Origin of the sequence: Citrobacter sp. Res13-Sevr-PEB04-36, assembly GCF_015672735.1 — a bacterium.
Lineage (GTDB): Bacteria > Pseudomonadota > Gammaproteobacteria > Enterobacterales > Enterobacteriaceae > Citrobacter.
In genome coordinates this window covers 11,873-34,086 of sequence record NZ_JADABY010000067.1, presented here as the reverse complement: position 1 = coordinate 34,086, position 22,214 = coordinate 11,873, and the positions used below count along the sequence as shown (strand labels likewise).

Annotated in this window: 21 protein-coding genes; 12 read left to right on the top strand and 9 right to left on the bottom strand. The window is 52.6% G+C overall.

Going from position 1 to position 22,214, the window contains the following annotated elements; translation table 11 throughout:
* Positions 1-8 precede the first annotated feature (8 nt).
* The 6 genes from lpoB to IMQ48_RS19740 all read left to right on the top strand — a co-directional run bounded on the left by lpoB (position 9) and on the right by IMQ48_RS19740 (position 5,306).
* A complete protein-coding gene (gene lpoB / locus IMQ48_RS19765) occupies positions 9-650 on the top strand; it encodes a penicillin-binding protein activator LpoB (protein WP_196210339.1) in 642 nt (213 codons plus the stop codon).
* Complete coding sequence (gene thiK / locus IMQ48_RS19760) at positions 631-1,455, top strand: thiamine kinase (RefSeq protein ID WP_196210338.1); 825 nt, start codon at positions 631-633, stop codon at positions 1,453-1,455. Before lpoB ends, thiK begins: the two co-directional genes overlap by 20 nt.
* Positions 1,456-1,465: 10 nt before the next feature.
* A complete protein-coding gene (gene nagZ / locus IMQ48_RS19755; RefSeq protein WP_196210337.1) occupies positions 1,466-2,491 on the top strand; it encodes a beta-N-acetylhexosaminidase in 1,026 nt (341 codons plus the stop codon).
* Between the two features lie 20 nt (positions 2,492-2,511).
* Complete coding sequence (gene ycfP / locus IMQ48_RS19750) at positions 2,512-3,054, top strand: alpha/beta hydrolase YcfP (protein ID WP_196210336.1); 543 nt, start codon at positions 2,512-2,514, stop codon at positions 3,052-3,054.
* 238 nt (positions 3,055-3,292) lie between these two features.
* Positions 3,293-4,597 (top strand): NADH-quinone dehydrogenase, encoded by a 1,305-nt coding sequence (gene ndh, locus IMQ48_RS19745; protein ID WP_117341953.1) that lies wholly within the window; start codon positions 3,293-3,295, stop codon positions 4,595-4,597.
* A 169-nt stretch (positions 4,598-4,766) separates the two neighbouring features.
* Entirely contained in the window at positions 4,767-5,306 is a 540-nt protein-coding gene (locus IMQ48_RS19740; protein WP_196210335.1) for a glycine zipper 2TM domain-containing protein, read from the top strand.
* Between the two features lie 81 nt (positions 5,307-5,387).
* Here IMQ48_RS19740 and comR read toward each other — a convergent pair whose 3' ends face one another.
* Positions 5,388-6,041, bottom strand: coding sequence for a TetR family copper-responsive transcriptional repressor ComR (comR, locus tag IMQ48_RS19735; RefSeq protein WP_196210351.1), 654 nt, complete (start codon positions 6,039-6,041; stop codon positions 5,388-5,390).
* Between the two features lie 242 nt (positions 6,042-6,283).
* On the opposite strand from comR, the gene bhsA reads away from it, so the two are divergent.
* Positions 6,284-6,541 (top strand): multiple stress resistance protein BhsA, encoded by a 258-nt coding sequence (gene bhsA, locus IMQ48_RS19730; protein ID WP_196210334.1) that lies wholly within the window; start codon positions 6,284-6,286, stop codon positions 6,539-6,541.
* Positions 6,542-6,627: 86 nt separating this feature from the next.
* On the opposite strand, the gene IMQ48_RS19725 is transcribed toward bhsA, so the two are convergent.
* From IMQ48_RS19725 to IMQ48_RS19715, 3 genes are all read right to left on the bottom strand, one after another.
* Positions 6,628-7,593: a L,D-transpeptidase family protein gene (locus IMQ48_RS19725; RefSeq protein WP_196210333.1), complete on the bottom strand. Its 966-nt coding sequence runs from the start codon at positions 7,591-7,593 to the stop codon at positions 6,628-6,630.
* Between the two features lie 148 nt (positions 7,594-7,741).
* Positions 7,742-11,188 (bottom strand): transcription-repair coupling factor, encoded by a 3,447-nt coding sequence (gene mfd, locus IMQ48_RS19720; RefSeq protein ID WP_196210332.1) that lies wholly within the window; start codon positions 11,186-11,188, stop codon positions 7,742-7,744.
* Positions 11,189-11,305: 117 nt separating this feature from the next.
* Positions 11,306-12,370 (bottom strand): acyltransferase family protein, encoded by a 1,065-nt coding sequence (locus IMQ48_RS19715; RefSeq protein ID WP_196210331.1) that lies wholly within the window; start codon positions 12,368-12,370, stop codon positions 11,306-11,308.
* A 261-nt stretch (positions 12,371-12,631) separates the two neighbouring features.
* Here IMQ48_RS19715 and lolC point away from each other — a divergent pair, with 261 nt between their 5' ends.
* From lolC to cobB, 5 genes are read left to right on the top strand one after another with little or no spacing between them, the layout of a single operon-like run.
* Positions 12,632-13,831, top strand: coding sequence for a lipoprotein-releasing ABC transporter permease subunit LolC (lolC, locus tag IMQ48_RS19710; protein ID WP_196210330.1), 1,200 nt, complete (start codon positions 12,632-12,634; stop codon positions 13,829-13,831).
* A complete protein-coding gene (gene lolD / locus IMQ48_RS19705; RefSeq protein WP_115258741.1) occupies positions 13,824-14,525 on the top strand; it encodes a lipoprotein-releasing ABC transporter ATP-binding protein LolD in 702 nt (233 codons plus the stop codon). Before lolC ends, lolD begins: the two co-directional genes overlap by 8 nt.
* Positions 14,525-15,769: a lipoprotein-releasing ABC transporter permease subunit LolE gene (gene lolE / locus IMQ48_RS19700; RefSeq protein ID WP_196210329.1), complete on the top strand. Its 1,245-nt coding sequence runs from the start codon at positions 14,525-14,527 to the stop codon at positions 15,767-15,769. The genes lolD and lolE overlap by 1 nt, the downstream gene beginning before the upstream one ends.
* An 18-nt stretch (positions 15,770-15,787) precedes the next feature.
* Positions 15,788-16,699 (top strand): N-acetylglucosamine kinase, encoded by a 912-nt coding sequence (gene nagK / locus IMQ48_RS19695; RefSeq protein WP_196210328.1) that lies wholly within the window; start codon positions 15,788-15,790, stop codon positions 16,697-16,699.
* A gap of 15 nt (positions 16,700-16,714) precedes the next feature.
* Positions 16,715-17,536 (top strand): Sir2 family NAD+-dependent deacetylase, encoded by an 822-nt coding sequence (gene cobB, locus IMQ48_RS19690; protein WP_196210327.1) that lies wholly within the window; start codon positions 16,715-16,717, stop codon positions 17,534-17,536.
* 20 nt (positions 17,537-17,556) lie between these two features.
* Here cobB and IMQ48_RS19685 read toward each other — a convergent pair whose 3' ends face one another.
* The 5 genes from IMQ48_RS19685 to potA form a co-directional block, all read right to left on the bottom strand.
* Positions 17,557-18,063: a methyltransferase gene (locus IMQ48_RS19685; RefSeq protein ID WP_196210326.1), complete on the bottom strand. Its 507-nt coding sequence runs from the start codon at positions 18,061-18,063 to the stop codon at positions 17,557-17,559.
* 173 nt (positions 18,064-18,236) lie between these two features.
* On the bottom strand, positions 18,237-19,283 hold the full coding sequence (gene potD, locus IMQ48_RS19680; RefSeq protein WP_196210350.1) for a spermidine/putrescine ABC transporter substrate-binding protein PotD: 1,047 nt from the start codon (positions 19,281-19,283) through the stop codon (positions 18,237-18,239).
* A gap of 154 nt (positions 19,284-19,437) precedes the next feature.
* A complete protein-coding gene (gene potC, locus IMQ48_RS19675) occupies positions 19,438-20,217 on the bottom strand; it encodes a spermidine/putrescine ABC transporter permease PotC (protein ID WP_003030794.1) in 780 nt (259 codons plus the stop codon).
* On the bottom strand, positions 20,214-21,071 hold the full coding sequence (gene potB, locus IMQ48_RS19670) for a spermidine/putrescine ABC transporter permease PotB (protein WP_196210325.1): 858 nt from the start codon (positions 21,069-21,071) through the stop codon (positions 20,214-20,216). The genes potC and potB overlap by 4 nt, the downstream gene beginning before the upstream one ends.
* The gene (gene potA / locus IMQ48_RS19665) at positions 21,055-22,191 is read right to left on the bottom strand and encodes a spermidine/putrescine ABC transporter ATP-binding protein PotA (protein WP_196210324.1); all 1,137 of its coding nucleotides are present in this window, start codon (positions 22,189-22,191) and stop codon (positions 21,055-21,057) included. The genes potB and potA overlap by 17 nt, the downstream gene beginning before the upstream one ends.
* Between the last annotated feature and the right edge of the window lie 23 nt (positions 22,192-22,214).

Genomic DNA, 22,214 nt, shown 5'->3' with positions numbered 1-22,214 from the left:
GAATCTTGATGATCAAATTGAATCGCTACGCCGTGATTGCTGCGCTGGCGATATTTCTCTCTGGCTGTGTGGCGCAACGTGAGCCAGCACCGGTAGATGAAGTAAAACCGGTACCGGAACAGCCCGCGCAGCCGCAACAGCCAGTACCGGTTGTACCGACGGTACCGACTATTCCGCAGCAGCCGGGTCCGATTGAACATGAGGATCAAACGGCGCAGCCCGCTCCGCGAGTACGTCATTATGACTGGAATGGTGCGATGCAGCCGATGGTGGGCAAAATGCTGCAGGCAGATGGCGTAAAAGCCGGGGGCGTACTGTTAGTCGACAGTGTGAACAACCGCACCAACGGTTCTCTTAACGCAGGGGAAGCCACCGAGACGCTGCGCAATGCGCTGGCGAATAACGGGAAGTTTACCCTGGTTTCGGCGCAGCAATTGGCGTTAGCGAAGCAGCAACTGGGCTTATCACCACACGATAGCTTAGGTACGCGCAGCAAAGCGATTGGTATTGCCCGTAACGTCGGAGCCCAGTATGTGCTGTATTCCAGCGCATCCGGAAACGTCAATACGCCATCACTGCAAATGCAATTAATGCTGGTACAAACGGGTGAGATAATCTGGTCAGGTAAAGGTGCCGTTCAGCAACAATAAGCCATTGACGCGCGATGAGGTGTTGTCGCGCTATTTCCCGCAGTATCGTCCCGTCGCAGCGGGTAAGCTTGGCTTGAGCGGCGGGAGCTGCGTCATTGAACATCATTCCCATCGACTCGTCCTGCGCTGTCATCACGATCCTGACGCGCCAGAGTCGCATTTTTTGCGCCACTATCATGCGCTAAAGCGCCTGCCAGTCAGTCTTGCCCCCAAACCCCGTTTTTATACACGAGGATGGATGGCCGTCGACTATTTTCACGGTAAAGTCGATTCCAGATTACCGGAAGCCGACGAACTCGCGCGCTTACTGTATCATCTTCACCAACAACCCCATTTTGGCTGGCGAGTGAGTCTGCTGCCGTTGTTGGAACAGTACTGGCAGTGTTGTGACCCGGCGCGTCGCACGCCACGCTGGTTACGTGTGCTAAAGCGGCTCAGAAAACAACGGGAGCCTCATCCCTTGCGTTTGGGGCCCTTGCATATGGATGTCCACGGCGACAACATTGTGCATACGGCGTCAGGCCTGCGGTTGATTGACTGGGAGTATGCCGGAGACGGCGATATTGCTCTCGAACTGGCGGCGGTGTGGGTCGCAGACGAGGCGCAACATCGGCAGTTGGTCAACGCCTATGCCAGCTACGCGCATATTGACCCAGACGCTCTGTGGCGACAGGTCAGAAAGTGGCATCCCTGGATGCTGATGCTGAAGGCGGGGTGGTTTGAGTATCGCTGGCAACAGACCAGCGATCGACAATTTATCAGGCTGGCCGATGAAACATGGCGGCAGCTAATCAGGAAAGGATAAGGAGAGCAGTGTGGGTCCAGTAATGTTGGATGTTGAAGGGTATGAGCTGGACGCGGAAGAACGTGAGATTCTGGCGCACCCGCTGGTGGGTGGTTTGATCCTCTTTACCCGCAATTACCACGACCCGGAACAGTTACGTGAATTAGTGCGTCAGATCCGCGCAGCGTCACGTAATCATCTGGTGGTGGCGGTGGATCAGGAAGGCGGACGCGTGCAGCGTTTTCGCGAAGGTTTTACCCGCCTGCCAGCGGCACAATCCTTTGCCGCACTGCACGGTCTGGAAGAGGGTGGAAAGCTGGCTGAAAACGCCGGATGGCTAATGGCCAGCGAGATGATTTCGATGGACATCGATATCAGTTTTGCGCCCGTTCTGGATGTCGGTCATATCAGCGCCGCGATTGGCGAGCGTTCGTATCATGCTGATCCGCTAAAAGCGCTGGCGATGGCGACGCGTTTTATCGATGGTATGCATGCGGCTGGCATGAAAACCACTGGCAAACATTTCCCAGGACACGGGGCGGTGACGGCGGACTCGCACAAAGAAACGCCCACCGATCCGCGACCGGAAGCTGAGATTCGTGCTAAAGATATGTCAGTGTTCCAGACGCTCATTACGGAAAATAAACTCGACGCGATTATGCCTGCGCACGTGATTTATAGCGAGGTAGACTCCCGCCCGGCGAGTGGTTCACCGCACTGGCTAAAAACGGTACTGCGTCAGGAGCTTGGCTTTGACGGTGTGATTTTCTCTGACGATCTGTCGATGGAAGGTGCGGCAATCATGGGGAGCTATGCAGAGCGTGGCCAGGCATCACTGGATGCAGGTTGCGATATGATCCTGGTCTGCAATAATCGTAAAGGGGCAGTCAGTGTGTTAGATAATCTGTCGCCGATCAATGCAGAACGTGTTACACGTTTGTATCATAAAGGTTCATTTTCGCGTCAGGAACTGATGGACTCGGATCGCTGGAAAACAATCAGCGCCCAGCTCAACCAGCTTCATGAACGCTGGCAGGAAGAGAAAGCAGGTCATTAACGCAAGTTTGCGAGGATGCGATGATTATCTATTTACACGGTTTTGACTCTAACAGTCCGGGCAACCACGAGAAAGTGTTGCAATTACAGTTTATTGACCCGGATGTCAGGCTGATTAGCTACAGTACGCGGCATCCTAAACATGATATGCAGCATCTGCTGAAAGAAGTAGATAAAATGTTGCAGCTTAATGTCGACGACCGACCACTGATTTGCGGTGTGGGTCTGGGGGGATACTGGGCGGAACGTATTGGTTTCCTGTGTGATATTCGCCAGGTGGTGTTTAATCCTAACCTGTTCCCGTATGAGAACATGGAAGGGAGAATCGACAGGCCGGAAGAGTATGCCGACATTGCCACAAAATGCGTGACCAACTTTCGTGAAAAAAACCGCGATCGGTGCCTGGTTATCTTGTCACGTCATGATGAAGCGCTGAACAGCCAACGATCGTCCGAAGAGCTGCATCACTATTATGAAATTGTATGGGATGAAGATCAGACCCATAAATTTAAAAATATCTCCCCGCATTTGCAGCGAATCAAAGCCTTTAAAACGTTAGGTTAGTTATTCACTCGCGTTTAACAAAGCCAGCCTGCGGGCTGGTTTTTTTGTCTTTAAAGTTCCGGTTGTCTATCTTTTCAGCATCAAAACTTGATGCACATCAAATTTGGTATGACCAATGCACCGTTCGTGTTATTCTCAATCTCGAAGAACATTTTCATTATCGTAACGTGTTGTTAATTAAAGGCTATGTTAATAACTTTTAATTAACAATTGGTTAATAAAATTTAAGGGGGTCACGTTGACTACACCATTGAAAAGGATCGTGATTGTTGGCGGCGGTGCCGGCGGACTGGAAATGGCGACGCAGCTCGGTAAAAAGCTGGGGCGTAAGAAAAAGGCCAAAATTACGCTGGTAGACAGAAATCACAGCCATCTATGGAAACCGTTGCTGCACGAAGTAGCAACCGGATCGCTGGATGAAGGTGTTGATGCACTGAGCTATCTGGCGCATGCCCGTAACCACGGTTTTGAATTCCAGCTGGGTTCGGTAATGGATATCGATCGCGAAGCAAAGACCATTACCATCGCTGAACTGCGTGATGAGAAAGGCGAATTGCTGGTGCCTGAACGTAAAGTGGCGTATGACACGTTAGTGATGGCATTGGGAAGTACGTCTAATGATTTCAACACGCCGGGCGTCAAAGATCATTGCATCTTCCTCGATAACCCACATCAGGCGCGTCGTTTCCACCAGGAAATGCTGAACCTGTTCCTGAAATATTCGGCGAATTTGGGTGCCAACGGCAAAGTGAATATCGCTATTGTCGGCGGTGGTGCGACGGGCGTGGAGCTTTCAGCTGAACTGCATAACGCGGTGAAACAGCTACACAGCTACGGCTACAAAGGGTTAACCAACGAAGCGCTGAACGTGACGCTGGTGGAAGCAGGTGAGCGCATTCTACCTGCGTTGCCACCGCGAATTTCCAGCGCGGCCCATAATGAGCTGACTAAGCTGGGTGTGCGCGTGCTGACCCAGACGATGGTGACCAGCGCTGATGAAGGTGGTTTGCACACCAAAGACGGCGAATACATTGAAGCCGATCTGATGGTCTGGGCGGCAGGCATCAAAGCGCCAGACTTTATGAAGGACATTGGCGGCCTGGAAACGAACCGTATTAATCAACTGGTGGTCGAACCGACCCTGCAGACGTCGCGCGACCCTGACGTGTACGCAATTGGTGACTGTGCCTCCTGCGCTCGTCCGGAAGGGGGCTTTGTCCCGCCGCGCGCTCAGGCTGCACACCAGATGGCATCGTGCGCAATGAGCAACATTCTGGCGCAGATGAACGGCAAGCCGCTGAAGGCGTATCAGTATAAAGATCACGGTTCGCTGGTTTCACTGTCTAACTTCTCTACCGTTGGTAGCCTGATGGGCAACCTGACGCGCGGTTCGATGATGGTGGAAGGGCGTATTGCGCGCTTTGTCTACATCTCGCTATACCGTATGCACCAGATTGCGCTGCACGGTTATTTCAAAACCGGTCTGATGATGCTGGTGGGCAGTATCAACCGTGTGATCCGCCCGCGCCTGAAACTGCACTAATTATTGACCTGTAATGCCGGATGACGCTGTTCATCCGGCTTCTTCCTTCAGAGTTCTCTGAATCCTGCTGCTTTACTTCCTCGTTCCGCTATTTTCATCCGTAATCTGATTGGCATTCGTCATCTCTTGTTGCAAAGTTGTTGCTAATAGCAAAAAAGGAGGAAGTCCCGTGAATAAATCAATGTTGGCGGGTATAGGGATTGGCGTAGCTGCTGCGCTGGGTGTGGCAGCGGTGGCCAGTCTTAATGTGTTTGAGCGTGGCCCACAATATGCACATGTTGTCTCTGCGACCCCGATTAAAGAAACGGTAAAAACACCGCGTCAGGAATGCCGTAACGTGACGGTTACCCACCGTAAGCCGGTGCAGGATGAAAATCGTATTGCGGGCTCGGTGCTCGGTGCTGTTGCGGGTGGGGTTATCGGTCATCAGTTTGGTGGCGGACGCGGTAAAGATATTGCCACCGTCGCCGGTGCTTTAGGTGGAGGTTATGCCGGTAACCAGATCCAGGGCTCGATGCAGGAAAACGATACCTACACCAGTACTCAGCAGCGTTGTAAAACGGTGTATGACAAATCGGAAAAAATGCTGGGTTACGACGTGACCTACAAAATTGGCGATCAGCAGGGCAAAATCCGTATGGATAAAGACCCTGGCTCGCAAATACCACTGGATAACAACGGCCAGTTGGTGCTGAATAACAAAGCGTAAAATAGTTTTACTCTGTACATCAATTAGCCCCCCAATCGCTCAGGCTGGGGGGCTTTTTTTATCAGAAAGTTAACGCGTAATTCAGACTAAAGGTGCTGTTTCTTCTTTGAGCAATTCAGGCCACAGACGCAGGGTGGTCTGGGTTATCTGCATCAGTTTTTCGAATGTAGCGCCTTCGCGGGCGCTGATCGACATTCCTTGTAAAATACAGTTCAGAAATTCGGCCAGTTTCTGCGGATTGCAGTGTGCCGGAATTTCGCCATGTTCCTGGCGCTGGCGAAGAAATTGGGTCAGCGTTTGCTCCTGCATGGCATGGCGGGATTTCACCGTGTGCGCAATATCTCGGGAAGAGGCGGCAAGCGTTGCAGAGGTATTAATCATAAAGCATCCCGCCGGTGTGTCTTTGCTGGTGAAGCAGGTAGCTATTGCCGTGAAATAGTCTTCCAGCGCGGCGGTGAGACTTTTTTCCTCGCAAAAGAGTTGAGCTTCGTGTTTTGCGGCGAAGCAGCTGATGTAACGGTCCAGCACGGCCCGAAATAAACCTTCCTTATTGGTGAATTCCGCATACAGCGTTGGCGCTTTGGCGCCGGTTGCCTCCACGAGATCGGCGAGCGATGTCGCTTCATATCCGTGCTGCCAGAAGAGTGTCATGGCCTTATCAAGCGCGGCTTCCCTGTCGAACACTTTTGGTCGGCCACGGCTTTTTTTTGCACAACCTGTAGTTTCAGTTGTCATGGTGCCGTCGTACCTGGTTGGGTTTATAGAACAATCATTATAAAAATATTCGGTCATACTCTCCAGTGTATTCACGATAAAAATAATTTGTTTCTATTGATATGAAAAATAAGACCTTTGCATTTTATATAACGATCGTTATAAAAAAATGTTGACGTGTGACCTGGATCACATCTATCATTTACCTATCGATCGTTAAGTTAATCTTTTCGACACATATTCATCTGCATAAGGTCACTATTATGAAAAATGTAAAAACGCTGCTGCTTGCTACTGTTCTGAGCTCACTCTCATTTGCCAGCTTTGCTGCTGTAGAAGTTCAGGCCACGCCTGAAGGCCAACAGAAGGTAGGTATTATCACTGCCAATGCGGGGACTAACTTAGGTTCCCTGGAAGACCAACTGGCGCAGAAAGCGGATGAAATGGGGGCGAAGTCGTTCCGTATTACCTCTGTTAGTGGTCCTAACACCCTCCATGGCACAGCGGTAATCTATAAATAAGTTTTAACCCATCGCAATGCCACTGCGAGTTAACTAAAAAACCCCCGCGGAATAACATCCAGCGGGGGTTTTTTATGGGCAACTGTTTACAGTGACTGCTGACTGACGTCGTGATGACGCGTTACGTCTACCGGCATCCCGGAACGCAGTTCCATAGCGTGTTCCATGACGGAGGCATCCGTTTGTGCTGCATTCTTAAACGTCTTCATCGACGCGTTCAGTACGATCGGCAGCACCTGCGGATCGTCATCAATATTTTCCGACAGCGGCTGATGCACTTCTACGAGGCGCACGCCGTTGGGTTCAACAGAGGCTTTGATTGGCGTGTTGATAATATTGACCTTGGTACCAGGTGTGACCTGGCGGAATAAGGTTTCAATATCACCGTCGCGCAGGCGAATACAGCCAGAGCTGACGCGCATACCGATACCAAAATCAGCGTTGGTACCGTGAAGTAAATAGACTCCACCGTAAGCCGCCAGGCGGATGGCATGATGGCCCATCGGGTTTTCCGGACCCGCAGGGACGACGGCAGGCAGGTCGATACCATTGGCTTTGTAACGGGCGCGGATATTGGCCGTTGGGGTCCAGGTCGGGTTGGCACGTTTATCAGAGATACTGGTTACCATGGTGGGAGTCAGGGTATCTCCGCCCAGTTGACCAATACCAATCGGATACACGGTCACCGAATTTTTACCTGGGTGATAATAGTACAGACGCAGCTCGGCAAGATTAATCACAATCCCTTCGCGCGGGGCATCCGGTAGCAGGGTTTGCAGCGGAATGGTTAATACGCTACCGGCTCTTGGCACGAAAGGGTCGACGCCAGGGTTAGCCTGTAGCAGCGCTAAAAAACCCACATTGTACTTTTTCGCAATGGCTTCCAGTGAACCGCCGTTATCTTCGACAACGTGTACGGTATTTTCACCCACCAGTCTGCTTCCTGGCGGAGGCAGCGGCCAGGTGTTGGCCTGGGCCGGAAGCGCCAGAGCAAGAGACGCGGCAAGCGTAAAAAACGTCAGCCAGCGAGAGAATTGCTTATTGTTTAACATCGCCATAAGTCCATTGTTTTTACGTGGTTTTTATCATGTAAAGGTAATCAGGAATTATGGCGGTTTGCTGTGTCGGGAAGTGCAGGGAAGTGCAAAGAGTTTGTAAATTCATCGATCGGGTGAGTATTGCGCTCACCCGACCTGATGACTATGCCACGGCGTTTTCTTCCAGCTGGCGCATAAACTGGCGAACCCACTCCATGCGCGTTTTACGGTCAGCAAGATCCTGAATAAACTTCAGGCGAGTTGGACCGTCCAGGCGGAAGTGCTGCGGTTGTTTTTGCAGTAAACCAATCAGCCACATTGGGTTGACGTGGTTTTTCTCAGCAAATTCAATGGTACCGCCTTTTTCATTGCCCTCAAGCTTTCTGATGCCCAGTTTTTGCGCCTGCTGGCGCAGACGGGCAATATCGAGAAGCGTGCGGGCTGGATCGGGCAGCAGGCCAAAGCGGTCGATCAGCTCGACCTTGATCTCTTCCAGTTCGTTTTCGCCCTTAGCACTGGCAATGCGTTTATAGAACGAAAGTCGCGTGTTCACATCGGGGATGAAATCATCCGGCAGCAGCGACGGCATGCGCAGTTCCACTTCGGTTTGCTGACTGGTGAGATCTTCCAGAGACGGCTCACGCCCTTCTTTGAGCGCATCCACCGCATTCTCCAGCAGCTCCATATACAGCGAGAAACCGATGGTCTCCATTGAGCCACTCTGGTCTTCGCCCAGCAGTTCGCCTGCCCCGCGAATCTCGAGGTCGTGGGTTGCCAGCGCAAAACCTGCACCCAAATCTTCCAGTGAGGCAATGGCTTCGAGGCGTTTTTGTGCGTCGGTGGTCATGGCTTTTGGGTGCGGCGTCAGCAGCCAGGCGTAGGCCTGGTGATGCGAGCGTCCCACGCGACCGCGCAACTGGTGCAGCTGTGCCAGACCGAAGTGGTCCGCACGTTCGATGATAATCGTGTTGGCGGTCGGAATGTCGATCCCGGTTTCGATAATGGTGGTACACACCAGCACGTTAAAACGCTGGTGGTGGAAATCGTTCATCACGCGTTCCAGCTCACGCTCGCGCATCTGTCCATGCCCAATGGCAATACGCGCTTCCGGCACCAGTTCTGCCAGCCTGTCGGCAGTTTTCTGGATGTTCTCAACGTCGTTGAACAGATAATAGACCTGACCACCACGTAATACCTCACGCAGGATCGCCTCGCGTACCACCAGATTGTCATATTCACGTACAAAGGTTTTGACCGCCAGACGGCGGGCAGGTGGCGTGGCGATGATCGACAGATCGCGCATACCGCTCATTGCCATATTCAATGTGCGCGGAATCGGTGTTGCTGTTAGCGTCAGAATATCCACGTCAGCGCGCATCGCTTTGATACGCTCTTTATGCCGCACGCCGAAGCGGTGCTCTTCATCGACGATCAGCAAACCCAAATCTTTTAGCTTCACATCGTTTTGTAGCAGTTTGTGGGTACCGATAAGAATATCGATTTTACCCTCGGCGACCTGCTCCAGGATCTGCGCTTGCTCTTTGGCGCTGCGAAAACGAGACAACATCTCAATGCGTACCGGCCAGTTGGCAAAGCGGTCGCGGAAGTTGTCGAAGTGCTGCTGGGCAAGCAGGGTGGTCGGCACCAGTACGGCGACCTGTTTGTGGTTCTCGACGGCGAGGAAGGCGGCACGCATCGCGACTTCGGTTTTACCGAAGCCAACGTCGCCGCAGACCAGCCGGTCCATCGCCAGCGGCTGACACATATCACTGAGTACCGCGTTAATGGCCTGCGCCTGATCGGGCGTGGTTTCAAACGGGAAGCTGTCGCAAAACAGCTGGTACTGCTCGCGGTCATGTTTAAAGGCAAAGCCTTGTTTCGCCGCACGCTGGGCGTAGATATCCAGCAGTTCTGCTGCTACATCGCGCACTTTCTCGGCGGCTTTCTGCCGCGCGCGCGACCAGGCGTCACCGCCGAGTTTATGCAACGGTGCATTTTCTTCTGCGCCGCCGGCGTAGCGGCTGATCAAATGTAATGACGATACTGGTACGTACAGTTTGGCATCGTTGGCGTAGGTGAGCATCAGGTATTCACCGGTGATGCCGCCTGCTTCCAGCGTGGTCATACCTGCGTAGCGACCCACTCCGTGCTCCAGATGCACCACCGGCTGACCAGGATGCAGCTCCGCCAGGTTGCGGATTAAGGTGTCAGGGTTGATGGTGCGACGCGAATCCTGACGACGGCGGGCCACGCGCTCGCCGAGAAGATCGCTTTCACAGATCAGTGCCAGGTTTCGTTTACTGTCAATGAACCCGTGTTCCGCCGAGCCAATCATCAGATAACGGCCGCTATCGACCGCTTCATCGAGGCGCAAAATGCGCTTCGGCGCAATCTTGATACGGGCAAGCAGTTCACCAAGCGCTTCGCGACGACCTTCACTTTCTACCGAGAAAATCACCGGACCGGTAAAGGCTTCAAGGAACTTACGTAATGCATCCAACGGCGCTTTTTGCTGCGCCTGGACGGCCAGGTCCGGCAGCTTCTGGAACCCGAGGTTGGTATTCGCTGCTTTTTTCGGCAGGCTCTCGGTTTTCAGCTGAACGCGCGGCCAGCGTTTAAGTTCAGAGAACAGCTCATCCACCCGCAGCCACAGTGATTCCGGCGGCAGAAGTGGACGCATCGGGTCAACGCCCCGATTCTCAAAGCGCGATAGCGTGTCGGCCTGAAAGCGCTCGGCGCTGGTTTCCAGGTCGCCGGTATTCACCAGCAGTGTATTGGCCGGGAAGTAGCTGAATAGCGGCGGCAACGACTCGCTGAAAAACAGCGGCTGCCAGTATTCGATCCCGGCAGGCAGCGTGCCTTTACTGACCTGCTGATAGATATGTTCAGCGTCGCGTTTCACCTCAAAGTTGTCGCGCCACTGACTGCGGAACAGTTCGATGGCCGTTTTATCGGTGGGGAATTCGTGTGCGGGTAGCAGATTAATAGCGTCGACTTCTTCCAGAGTGCGTTGGGTATCGGTATCAAACAGACGCAAACTGTCAATTTCATCATCAAAGAAATCAAGACGGTAAGGCAGTTCGCTGCCCATCGGGAACAGGTCCAGCAGCGCACCGCGTGTGGCATATTCACCGTGTTCCATGACCTGATCAACGTGGCGATAACCGGCACTTTCCAGTTGCTCACGCAGGGCGTCACGGGATAAACGCTGACCTTTTTTCATCACCAGCGCGTGACCGTGCAGATAGCTGTGTGGGCACACACGTTGCATCAGCGTGTTGACCGGCACGATCAGCACGCCGCGCTGCATAGAAGGCAGTTGATATAGCGTGGAGAGCCGCGAGGAGATGATTTCCTGATGTGGAGAAAAACTGTCGTACGGGAGCGTTTCCCAGTCCGCGAGGTTCATCACCATCTGGTCGGTAAACTGGCGAATTTCGTCATGCAGGCGCAGGGCATTTTGCATATCCGGTGCGATGAGTACCACAGGACCTTCGTGGTGTTCGGCAATGTCTGCCACCAGCGTGGCGCAGGCAGCACCGGTAAGTTCACCTAACTGGCGCTGATCGCCGGCTTTTGCCGGGAGCGTGTAACGATGTTGTTCAGGCATTCGGTTGTCAGGATCTCGTTTAGATATACGTCTGATAAGCAATGTTCTTATTATCCGCAAACGTTTCTCATAAGCAAATTGATTCGCCCCCTGACGGGGGCAAAAAGCGCGTTAGGGTTAGCGCGAGGCGGTCGATAAAGAGGGTGGGGAAAAGAGCAGGTCGGCAACGGTTTTTTGTGAAATTTTGCGTACCAGCAGGCCAAACAAGGTACACAGCAGCAAACAGACAAACGGATAAATCAGCAGCAGGGCCAGTTCTGCATGTGCAGACCATTTAGCATGATTGATGACGGGAATCAGCGTTAAGCTGAACAGTTCGACCAAAATTCGGTGGGTTGTGTAGATGGCGATGGTGTTAGAGCCGATCACGCTTAATGGGCTGGCCGCTCGCATACCGAAGCGTTGCTCGAACTGATAAAACAGCTTCATGATTAGCACAATGGAAACCAATGAAAGCAGCAGCGAAACGTTGGCCAGCCATGCGATGACCGCCAGAATCATCGTCAACGAGAACAGGATCGGGTGGCGGCGCAGTGGAACCTCTTTAATCCCTGCCATCAGCGTGCTGCCAAACCATGCCCCGAGACTGTAGTACGCCAGATTACGTATCACGCTGTTCATTCCCCACCATGGTGTAGGGAAAAAATTCACCGCCACACTGAGTAATATGAACAGAGCCAGCAGCGGCAGCGCCCAGCGGCTGAACAGTTTGCACAAGATGAAGTAGACAATCAGCGCATACAGATACCATAAGCTGGTGCTGGCGGTCAGCATGCCCCAGGAAAAGTCACCGACGGAACCGGCATACGCGGCGTTGGCGGCCTGGCTCAGATCGCGTTCTGGTGCCAGCCAGTGATTGAGCATGGTGAGTGCCAGCCATTGCACCATTCCCCACAGCAGCAGCACCCAGGCAATATTCCAGATCCGTTTATCTACGCAGGTCGTCCAGCCCACGCCATCGATGTATCGACGGATCAGATACCCCGAAATAAAGAAAAACACCGGCATGCGAAAAGGAGCCAGGTAAAGATTGAGGTAAATCCAGCACTTGGTCAGCAGTTCTGACAGTGGATGCTGAAAACTGGTGAGATGGGGATAAAAGGTAATGACTGAATGGTAAATGACCACCAGACAAATACATAACCCTTTGATTTGGTTAATCCATAGCTCTTTTTTAATCATTACGTCGACGTATCCGTAGTGTGAAACATAATCTACTATCCTGCGTATACCAGGCATCGCTGTAATGCGTAACCGTCTGCATTTTTGTTTTTTAAGATAAAGATCAGGTAGCAGGGCTGACAAGCAGGGAGTTAACTTTAGCGAATTGATTTGTTTATACTTTTAAGAATAATGCTGACGAACACTTACGGTTCAGTCATTTACCCATTCCGCTTTCGCTTATATACTCGTGACTTTGCTAACAGCAACCAGACGGATTTCATGTATCAACCTGTCGCTCTATTCATCGGCCTGCGTTACATGCGCGGGCGTGCAGCAGATCGCTTCGGTCGTTTTGTTTCCTGGCTTTCCACCATTGGCATTACTCTTGGGGTAATGGCGCTGGTCACGGTATTGTCGGTAATGAACGGTTTCGAGCGTGAGCTGCAAAACAATATTCTTGGTCTGATGCCTCAGGCCATTCTCTCGTCAGAGCAGGGTTCTCTGAACCCGCAACAGCTGCCGGAAAACGCAGTGAAACTGAGCGGCGTTAATCGCCTCGCTCCCCTGACAACCGGTGATGTGGTCCTGCAAAGCGCGCGCAGCGTGGCGGTTGGTGTCATGCTGGGCATCGACCCGACGCAAAAAGATCCGCTGACACCGTATTTGGTCAATGTGAAGCAAACCGATCTCGAGCCAGGTAAGTATAATGTCATCCTTGGCGAGCAGCTTGCTGGTCAGTTGGGCGTGAACCGTGGTGATCAAATTCGCGTGATGGTGCCGTCAGCCAGTCAGTTCACGCCGATGGGACGGCTACCAAGCCAGCGTCTGTTTACGGTGATTGGCACCTTTGCTGCCAACAGCGAAGTCGATGGCTATCAAATGCTGACCAATATTCAGGATGCGTCACGCCTGATGCGCTACCCGGTGGGCAATATCACCGGCTGGCGCTTGTGGCTGAATGAACCGCTGAAGGTTGACACCTTGAGCCAGCAAACGCTGCCGCAAGGCACCAAATGGCAGGACTGGCGTGAGCGCAAAGGGGAATTGTTCCAGGCGGTGCGGATGGAAAAAAACATGATGGGGCTGCTGTTGAGCCTGATCGTGGCGGTCGCGGCGTTTAACATTATTACCTCGCTGGGCCTGATGGTGATGGAGAAGCAAGGCGAAGTGGCGATTTTACAAACCCAGGGACTTACGCCGCGGCAAATCATGATGGTGTTTATGGTGCAGGGGGCCAGCGCCGGAATTATTGGCGCGCTGCTGGGTGCCGTGCTGGGGGCATTACTTGCCAGCCAGCTGAACAACCTGATGCCGATCATTGGGGCATTACTGGATGGCGCTGCGCTGCCGGTTGCCATTGAGCCGTTACAGGTTGTCGTCATCGCGCTGGTGGCCATGGCCATTGCACTGCTGTCTACGCTTTATCCTTCCTGGCGCGCCGCCGCCACTCAACCCGCAGAGGCTTTACGTTATGAATAAGATCCTGTTGCAATGCGACAACCTGTGCAAACGCTATCAGGAAGGCACCGTGCAAACTGATGTGCTGCACGATGTCAGTTTTAGCGTCGGTGAGGGTGAAACAGTGGCGATTGTCGGCAGTTCTGGATCCGGTAAGAGTACGTTGCTGCATCTGCTGGGCGGGCTGGATACCCCGACCTCGGGCGACGTTATTTTTAGCGGTCAGCCGATGAGTAAACTCTCTTCGACGGCAAAAGCAGAACTGCGTAATCAAAAGCTCGGCTTTATTTACCAGTTTCACCATCTGCTGCCGGACTTTACCGCGCTGGAAAACGTGGCGATGCCGCTGCTTATCGGCAAGAAAAAACCGGCTGAAATTACCGAGCGTGCGCGCAATATGCTGAAAGCGGTAGGGTTGGATCATCGTGCCAGCCATCGCCCGTCTGAGCTGTCGGGCGGTGAGCGCCAGCGCGTAGCGATTGCCCGTGCGCTGGTCAACAACCCACGACTGGTGCTGGCGGATGAGCCCACCGGTAACCTTGATGCGCGCAACGCTGACAGTATTTTCGAGCTTCTGGGTGAGCTGAACCGTTCTCAGGGCACGGCATTTCTGGTGGTGACCCACGATTTGCAACTGGCGAAGCGCATGAGCCGCCAGCTTGAAATGCGCGATGGTCGTTTGACGGCCGAATTGAGCCTGATGGGAGCCGAGTAATGGCTGCGCCTTTATCGTTATTGATTGGCTTGCGCTTTAGCCGGGGTCGGCGGCGTGGGGGCATGGTCTCGCTGATTTCTGTGATTTCCACCATCGGCATCGCGTTGGGTGTGGCGGTCTTGATTGTCGGTTTGAGCGCGATGAACGGATTTGAGCGAGAGCTGAACAACCGTATTCTGGCTGTTGTGCCACACGGCGAGATTGAAGCGGTTAACCAGCCGTGGAACAACTGGCAGGAAGCACTGGATAAAGTACAGAAGGTGCCGGGTATTGTCGCCGCGGCGCCCTATATCAACTTTACCGGGTTGGTGGAAAGTGGCGCAAATTTACGCGCGGTGCAGGTGAAAGGTGTCGATCCTAAGCAGGAACAACGTTTGAGCGCGCTGCCTACGTTTGTACAGAACCATGCCTGGGATAATTTCAAAGCCGGTGAGCAGCAGATAATCATTGGCAAAGGGATTGCCGATGCGCTGAAGGTGAAGCAGGGTGACTGGGTGTCTATCATGATCCCTAATGCCAGTGCCGATCACAAGCTGATGCAACCTAAGCGCGTGCGGTTACACGTCATCGGTATTCTGCAACTGAGCGGTCAGCTCGATCACAGCTTTGCAATGATCCCAATGGAAGATGCGCAGCAGTATCTGGATATGGGCTCCAGCGTGTCGGGTATTGCGCTGAAGGTTAATGACGTCTTCAATGCCAATAAGCTGGTCAGAGATGCCGGTGAAGTGACCAATAACTACGTTTACATTAAAAGCTGGATTGGTACTTACGGCTATATGTATCGTGATATTCAGATGATCCGCGCCATTATGTACCTGGCGATGGTGTTGGTGATTGGCGTGGCCTGTTTTAATATCGTTTCGACGTTAGTGATGGCGGTAAAAGACAAGAGTGGCGATATTGCGGTATTAAGAACATTGGGTGCGAAAGACGGGCTGATCCGTGCCATTTTTGTCTGGTATGGCTTGCTGGCGGGTCTGTTTGGTAGCCTGATTGGTGTCGTGATTGGCGTTGTCGTTTCGCTACAACTGACGCCGATTATTAACGGTATTGAGGCGCTTATCGGCCATCAGTTCCTGTCGGGTGATATCTATTTTATTGACTTCCTGCCATCTGAACTACATTGGCTGGACGTTTTTTACGTGCTGGTTACAGCATTATTGCTGAGTCTGTTGGCGAGTTGGTATCCGGCTCGTCGCGCCAGTAATATTGATCCTGCGAGAGTGCTAAGCGGCCAGTAACAATAAAAAGGAGCGGTGATGTACTACGGGTTTGATATTGGCGGGACAAAAATTGCGTTAGGCGTCTTCGATAATCAACGTCGTTTGCAATGGGAAAAACGTGTTCCTACGCCGCGCGATAGCTATGACGCTTTCCTCGATGCGGTGTGTGGCCTGGTGACGGAAGCCGACCAGCGATTTGGCATTAAAGGTTCTGTGGGAATTGGTATTCCCGGTATGCCAGAAACCGAAAATGGTACGCTGTATGCCGCCAACGTTCCCGCAGCCAGTGGTAAGCCACTGCGTACCGACCTCAGTGCGCGACTGGATCGTGATGTGCGTCTGGACAACGATGCTAACTGTTTTGCCCTCTCCGAAGCCTGGGATGACGAGTTCACCCAGTACCCGTTAGTGATGGGGTTAATCCTCGGCACGGGGGTTGGCGGCGGCCTGGTGCTGAACGGGAAATCCATCACCGGACGCAGCTATATTACCGGTGAGTTTGGTCACATTCGCCTGCCGGTAGATGCGTTAACGCTGATGGGATTTGACTTCCCGCTACGTCGCTGTGGATGCGGTCAGTTAGGCTGCATCGAGAGCTACCTTTCTGGTGGCGGATTTGCATGGTTATACCAGCATTACACCCATCAACCGCTGGACGCCCGTGAAATTATCGCGCTCTGGGAGCAGGGTGATGAACAGGCGCTGGCCCACGTCGAACGCTATCTTGATTTGCTGGCGGTGTGCCTGGGGAATATTCTGACTATCGTTGATCCGGATTTAGTGGTGATTGGCGGTGGTTTGTCGAATTTTACCGCGATAACGGCGCAACTGGCGGATCGCCTGCCACGCCATTTGCTGCCGGTTGCCCGCGTGCCGCGTATTGAACGGGCACGCCATGGTGATGCGGGGGGAATGCGTGGAGCTGCTTTCCTACATCTTACCGATTAATACAAAGAGGTTGATATGCTGTCGCGTCGGGGTCATCGGTTAAGCCGTTTTCGTAAAAATAAACGCCATATGCGCGATCGCCTGCGTCAACGGATCTTTTTCAGAGACAGAGTGGTGCCTGAATTGATGGAAAAACCAAGAGTATTAGTTCTGACCGGGGCGGGGATCTCTGCCGAGTCAGGTATTCGTACCTTCCGTGCTGCGGATGGCCTCTGGGAAGAACATCGGGTGGAAGACGTGGCGACCCCGGAGGGATTTTCGCGTAACCCCGGACTTGTGCAGTCGTTCTATAACGCTCGCCGTCACCAACTGCAACAGTCTGAGATCCAACCCAACGCGGCGCATATCGCGCTGGCAAAACTTGAAGCGGAGCTGGGCGACCGCTTTTTACTGGTGACGCAGAATATCGATAACCTGCATGAGCGCGCCGGTAGCCAGAACGTCATCCATATGCATGGCGAGTTGCTCAAGGTACGATGTTCGCAAAGCGGGCAGATTCTGGACTGGATGGGCGATGTCACCCCGGAAGATAAATGCCATTGCTGCCAGTTTCCGGCGCCGTTACGCCCGCACGTCGTATGGTTTGGCGAAATGCCCTTGGGGATGGATGAAATCTATATGGCGCTGGCGATGGCAGATGTGTTCATCGCGATCGGTACGTCCGGGCATGTTTATCCGGCTGCAGGATTTGTGCACGAAGCACGTCTGCACGGGGCGCATACGGTGGAGCTTAACCTTGAGCCGAGCCAGGTAGGCAGCGAGTTTGAAGAGAAGTATTACGGTCCGGCAAGCCAGGTGGTACCTGAGTTTGTTGATAAGTTATTGAAAGGACTGTAATCGGTTTAAACACCTCTTTGTTAAGCTTGTGTCAGGTGGCGGTTCTCACGCAGAGCCGCCAGAATCAAAAATCCAATAATGTAAAAACAGCAGATCAATGCCAGCCCGCTCAGCCACATGGGCAACCGGGTGATGTAGACCATGCTGCACGAAATAATTACCAAAATAATTCCGGTGTACATTGGATGAGAAATCCAGGCAAAAATGCCGCGTGATACGCGTTTTGCTCTCGGTAAAAAATAGCCTGTCCATGTATGGCTCCCGCCCAGATCCCATTTCCCTTTGATGACTAACACGTTGCCGATAATGGCTATCGCCAGATATACCCAATCCACAGCGCTAATCAGGTGCTCGAAAAACAGGCTGTAACCAAACGCCAGAATTGGTATAAAAAAAGTGAGCCGTAATAGTCGGGTCGCGGTGAGAGGCAGCAAAGGACGAGCGTCTGCTGGCTGCCGACGGGGCAGTATAAAAAGGGTGAATACGATGAGGTTAACCAGCTCAAGTAGCATCCATAGCGTTGCCATTGGGGGCCTCAAAGCAGAGTTGGGATAGTGTAAGCGTAGCCGTTGGCAGGGGAGGTAACATCAGTCAAAAGGCGTAGAACGTGTATCTGCCCCGGAGACTGGGTGTGATTTAGTCGACACAGGAATGCAGGTAATAACCCGGCGCGGTTAGGTGTCGCCGGGTTATAAGGGGATTAGCGTCCTGCTTTCAGCTTCTGATAGTACTCTTCATAAATTGCGCTGGCGGAACCGACATCATTCTGCCATTCGCCTTTGTTGATGGTGTCGGCGTCAGGATAGAGCGTTTTATCATTGGCCACTTCCGGGCTGAGCAGTTTACGTGCTGCCAGGTTTGGTGTCGGATAACCGATGGTTTCGGCCACTTCTTTCGCGACATCCGGGCGCAGCAGGAAGTTAATCAGCTTCAGCGCACCTTCTTTGTTTTTGGCGTTCGCCGGAATAGACAGACTGTCCATCCAGAAAATGCCGCCTTCTTTCGGCCACACGACTTCCAGCGGCGTGCCTGCTTGGCGCGCGACGAACGCCGAGCCGTTCCACACCATACCGAGGTTGACTTCACCTTCCATATACGGGTTTGCCGGATTGTCTGAGTTAAACGCTGCGACATTAGGCATCAGTTTCTTCAGCTCGTTATATGCGGCTTCAATCTCTTTCGGGTCGGTGGTGTTACCGGAGTAACCCAACTTGCGCAGCGCTATCTGGAACACTTCACGAGCGTCATCGGTTAACAGCAGGCTGCCTTTGTATTCCGGTTTCCACAAATCGGCCCAGCTGGTCACGGTTTTCGGATCGATGACATCGCTGTTGACACCAATCGCCGTTGCACCCCAGATGTAGGGAATGGAGTAGTCGTTGTTCGGGTCAAACGGCTTGTTGAGCATGTCCGGATCGAGATTGTTGAAGTTGGTGAGCTTGGTCTTATCAATCTTCTGGATCATGCCTTCTTTGCGCATTTTATCCACGTAATAGGTGGAGGGAACCACCAGATCGTAGGCGCCGTCTTTATACGTTTTGAGCTTGGCATACATGGTTTCGTTCGACTCGTAGGTCGAATAGATAACCTTAATGCCGGTCTCTTTAGTGAACTGTTCCAGCAGCCCAGGCGGAACATACTCGGTCCAGTTGTAGAAATAGAGCGTGTTGTTGTCGGAAGCTGTGGCGGTGTTCATACCCAGTGCCAGAGCACCCGCGGCGAGCAGGTGGCGTGACCATTGTTTCATCATTTAACGTCCCCTGAATAACATACCCGTCGTCTTTCAAGCCGCATTTTTGTTGGCTACGCTAGTTCACCCCAGTCACATAGTTATCTATGTTCCTGGGGACTCACGAGCTTGCCGCCTCAATGCAACTCGAAATCCATAGGGTATGGGCCTGTTAGCGGCCTTTAGTTTTATCACGTGCGATAAGCTGGCTGGCGATAACCATGACCAGCGACAGAACCAACAAAATGGTGGCCAGCGCGTTTACTTCCGGTGAAACGCCGACCTTAACCATTGAGTAGATTTTTAACGGCAGAATTTCATAACCCGGCCCGGTGACGAACGATGAAACCACCACGTCGTCCATCGACAGGGTAAAGCTCAGCAACCAGCCAGCAGCGACCGCCGGCATCGCCAGCGGCAGAATGATTTTGCGCAGAATGGTGACTTCGCTGGCGCCCAGGTCTTTTGCGGCTTCCAGCATCCGCACATCGAATCCTTTCAGTCGTGAGTACACCGTCACCACCACAAAAGGCAAACAGAAGGTGATATGCGAGAACAGCAACGACCAGAACCCCAGTTGAATACCGATAAGCATAAACAGTACCAGCAGTGAAATCGCCATCACGATATCCGGCGACATCATCACCACGAACAGCATGCCGCTGACAAACGGTTTACCGCGAAAACGGTAGCGGTAAAGCGCAACCGCCGTCAGTGAGCCGATCAGGGTGGCAAAGGTTGCGGATAATACGGCCATCGTCAATGAGTGCTGCGCCGCCTGCAACAGGCTGTCGTTGTTCATCAGCAGGCCGTACCATTTGGTGGTAAAGCCTTGCCAGTTGATGCCAAAGCGCGAGCTGTTAAAGGAGTTCACAATCAAAATAATGATTGGAATGTACAGATACGCGTAGATGGCGGTCATGAAACCACCGCGAAGCAGTCGACCGATCATTCGAGTTCCACCTTTTTATTCAGCAAGCGGGAGGCACGCCAGTAAATCAGCAGCATCAGCCCCATCACGATGGTCAGGGTAATGCTGGTGGCGGCGCCAAACGGCCAGTCACGAATGTTCAGGAACTGAACTTTAATCACGTTACCAATCAGCAGGTTTTTCGCGCCGCCCATCAGATCGGACACGTAAAATAACCCCATGGCTGGCAGCATTACCAGCAGACAACCGGCGATAATTCCCGGCATGGTCAGCGGAATGATGATGCGGGTGAAGGTCTGAAATTTGCTGGCACCCAGATCGCGCGCGGCTTCCAAAAGCGGTTTATCGAGCTTCTCAATGCTGGAATAAAGCGGCATCACCATAAATGGCAGCAGGATATAAACGAGGCCAATAATCACCGCGCTGGGGGTAAACATGATGCGAATCGGTGTATCAATGACCCCGAGCCACAGCAGAAACTCGTTGAGATAGCCTTTGGTACTGAGGAAAATTTTGAGTCCGTAGATGCGAATAAGTGAGTTGGTCCAGAACGGAACAATCAGCAGGAACAGCAGCAGTGGACGCACCTTCTCCGGCAATTTTACCAAAAACCAGGCAAACGGATAGCCGAGCACCAGGCAGGCGAACGTGGCAATCAGCGCCATATTGAGGGAGTGAACCAGCACCTCAAAGTAGAGCGGATCGAGCAGGCGAGCGTAGTTATCCAGCGTAAAGACCATTTTGACGAAATTCGCATCGTCACGGGTCAAAAAGCTGGTGCCAATGATCATCAGGTTGGGCAGAAAGACAAATAACACAAGCCAACCGACAATGGTGACGATCACCACACTCTGGAATTTACTTGTGTTCTTCATCAGCCAGTACGACCTCCCAGCTTTCTACCCAGTTAATGGCCATTTTCTGGTCCAGAGAGTGATCGAAGTCAGGGTCGTCTTCGTTGAAGAATTCGCTAACCATCACCATTTTGCCATTTTCCAGTTCGACAACCGACTCCAGCGTCATGCCTTTGTAGTTGCGCTCACGTACATAGCCGATAAGTCCTTCGATGTGGTTGTCATCGTTAATTTCATCCACGCGCAGATCTTCCGGACGCAGCAGAACATGCAGTTTCTGTCCTGGTTCAACCGCGAAGTTCACGTAGATGTTGCACTCGCGACCTTCAACGTTAGCACGAACGCGTTGTTCGTCCAGACGTTCAATCACTGTTGCGTTGAACATATTGATTTCACCGATAAACCCGGCGACGAACAGATTTTTCGGCTCTTCGTAAATTTCTCGCGGCGTGCCGTCCTGCTCAATTTTGCCGTCACGCATCACCACGATACGGTCTGACATGGTCAGCGCTTCTTCCTGATCGTGAGTGACAAAGACAAAAGTGATACCGAGCTTACGCTGCAGCGCTTTCAGTTCGTTCTGCATCTGCTTGCGCAGTTTGTAGTCCAGCGCAGAGAGCGATTCATCTAATAATAGCAAACGGGGTTTATTGACCACCGCACGGGCAATTGCCACGCGCTGCTGCTGCCCACCGGAGAGTTGATGGGGTTTACGCTGGGCAAACTCTTCCAGTTGTACCATGCGCAAGGCTTCGGTGACGCGAGGTTGAATGTCGGCTGCCGGGGTTTTTTGCATGCGCAAACCGAAGGCCACATTCTCAAATACGGTCATGTGGGGAAATAGCGCATAGCTTTGGAATACGGTGTTCACGTAGCGGTTTTCCGCAGGTACGTGAGTAATGTCCTGGTTGTCCAGCATGATATGACCGGAATCAACCGTTTCCAGACCCGCAATCAGGCGAAGAACGGTTGTTTTACCGCAGCCAGAGGGGCCGAGCAGCGTGAGAAACTCGCCATTGTTGATGGTCAAATCCAGGTCGGAAATCACCTCTTTGCCATCGAAACTTTTGCGAATTCCCGCTAATTGCACCAGTGGAGAAAGCGAACGCGGTTGTTTATTCAATTTTTTACTCTGTCCCATGTAAACGCAACGGATGGCTGACC

Bases quoted from the DNA above. Each gene is read 5' to 3' on its own strand.
- lpoB (WP_196210339.1), top strand. From the start codon at position 9: ATGATCAAATTGAATCGCTACGCCGTGATTGCTGCGCTGGCGATATTT.
- ycfP (WP_196210336.1), top strand. From the start codon at position 2,512: ATGATTATCTATTTACACGGTTTTGACTCTAACAGTCCGGGCAACCAC.
- comR (WP_196210351.1), bottom strand. From the start codon at position 6,041: ATGACAACTGAAACTACAGGTTGTGCAAAAAAAAGCCGTGGCCGACCA.
- bhsA (WP_196210334.1), top strand. From the start codon at position 6,284: ATGAAAAATGTAAAAACGCTGCTGCTTGCTACTGTTCTGAGCTCACTC.
- IMQ48_RS19725 (WP_196210333.1), bottom strand. From the start codon at position 7,593: ATGTTAAACAATAAGCAATTCTCTCGCTGGCTGACGTTTTTTACGCTT.
- mfd (WP_196210332.1), bottom strand. From the start codon at position 11,188: ATGCCTGAACAACATCGTTACACGCTCCCGGCAAAAGCCGGCGATCAG.
- IMQ48_RS19715 (WP_196210331.1), bottom strand. From the start codon at position 12,370: ATGATTAAAAAAGAGCTATGGATTAACCAAATCAAAGGGTTATGTATT.
- lolC (WP_196210330.1), top strand. From the start codon at position 12,632: ATGTATCAACCTGTCGCTCTATTCATCGGCCTGCGTTACATGCGCGGG.
- lolD (WP_115258741.1), top strand. From the start codon at position 13,824: ATGAATAAGATCCTGTTGCAATGCGACAACCTGTGCAAACGCTATCAG.
- lolE (WP_196210329.1), top strand. From the start codon at position 14,525: ATGGCTGCGCCTTTATCGTTATTGATTGGCTTGCGCTTTAGCCGGGGT.
- nagK (WP_196210328.1), top strand. From the start codon at position 15,788: ATGTACTACGGGTTTGATATTGGCGGGACAAAAATTGCGTTAGGCGTC.
- cobB (WP_196210327.1), top strand. From the start codon at position 16,715: ATGCTGTCGCGTCGGGGTCATCGGTTAAGCCGTTTTCGTAAAAATAAA.
- IMQ48_RS19685 (WP_196210326.1), bottom strand. From the start codon at position 18,063: ATGGCAACGCTATGGATGCTACTTGAGCTGGTTAACCTCATCGTATTC.
- potD (WP_196210350.1), bottom strand. From the start codon at position 19,283: ATGAAACAATGGTCACGCCACCTGCTCGCCGCGGGTGCTCTGGCACTG.
- potC (WP_003030794.1), bottom strand. From the start codon at position 20,217: ATGATCGGTCGACTGCTTCGCGGTGGTTTCATGACCGCCATCTACGCG.
- potB (WP_196210325.1), bottom strand. From the start codon at position 21,071: ATGAAGAACACAAGTAAATTCCAGAGTGTGGTGATCGTCACCATTGTC.
- potA (WP_196210324.1), bottom strand. From the start codon at position 22,191: ATGGGACAGAGTAAAAAATTGAATAAACAACCGCGTTCGCTTTCTCCA.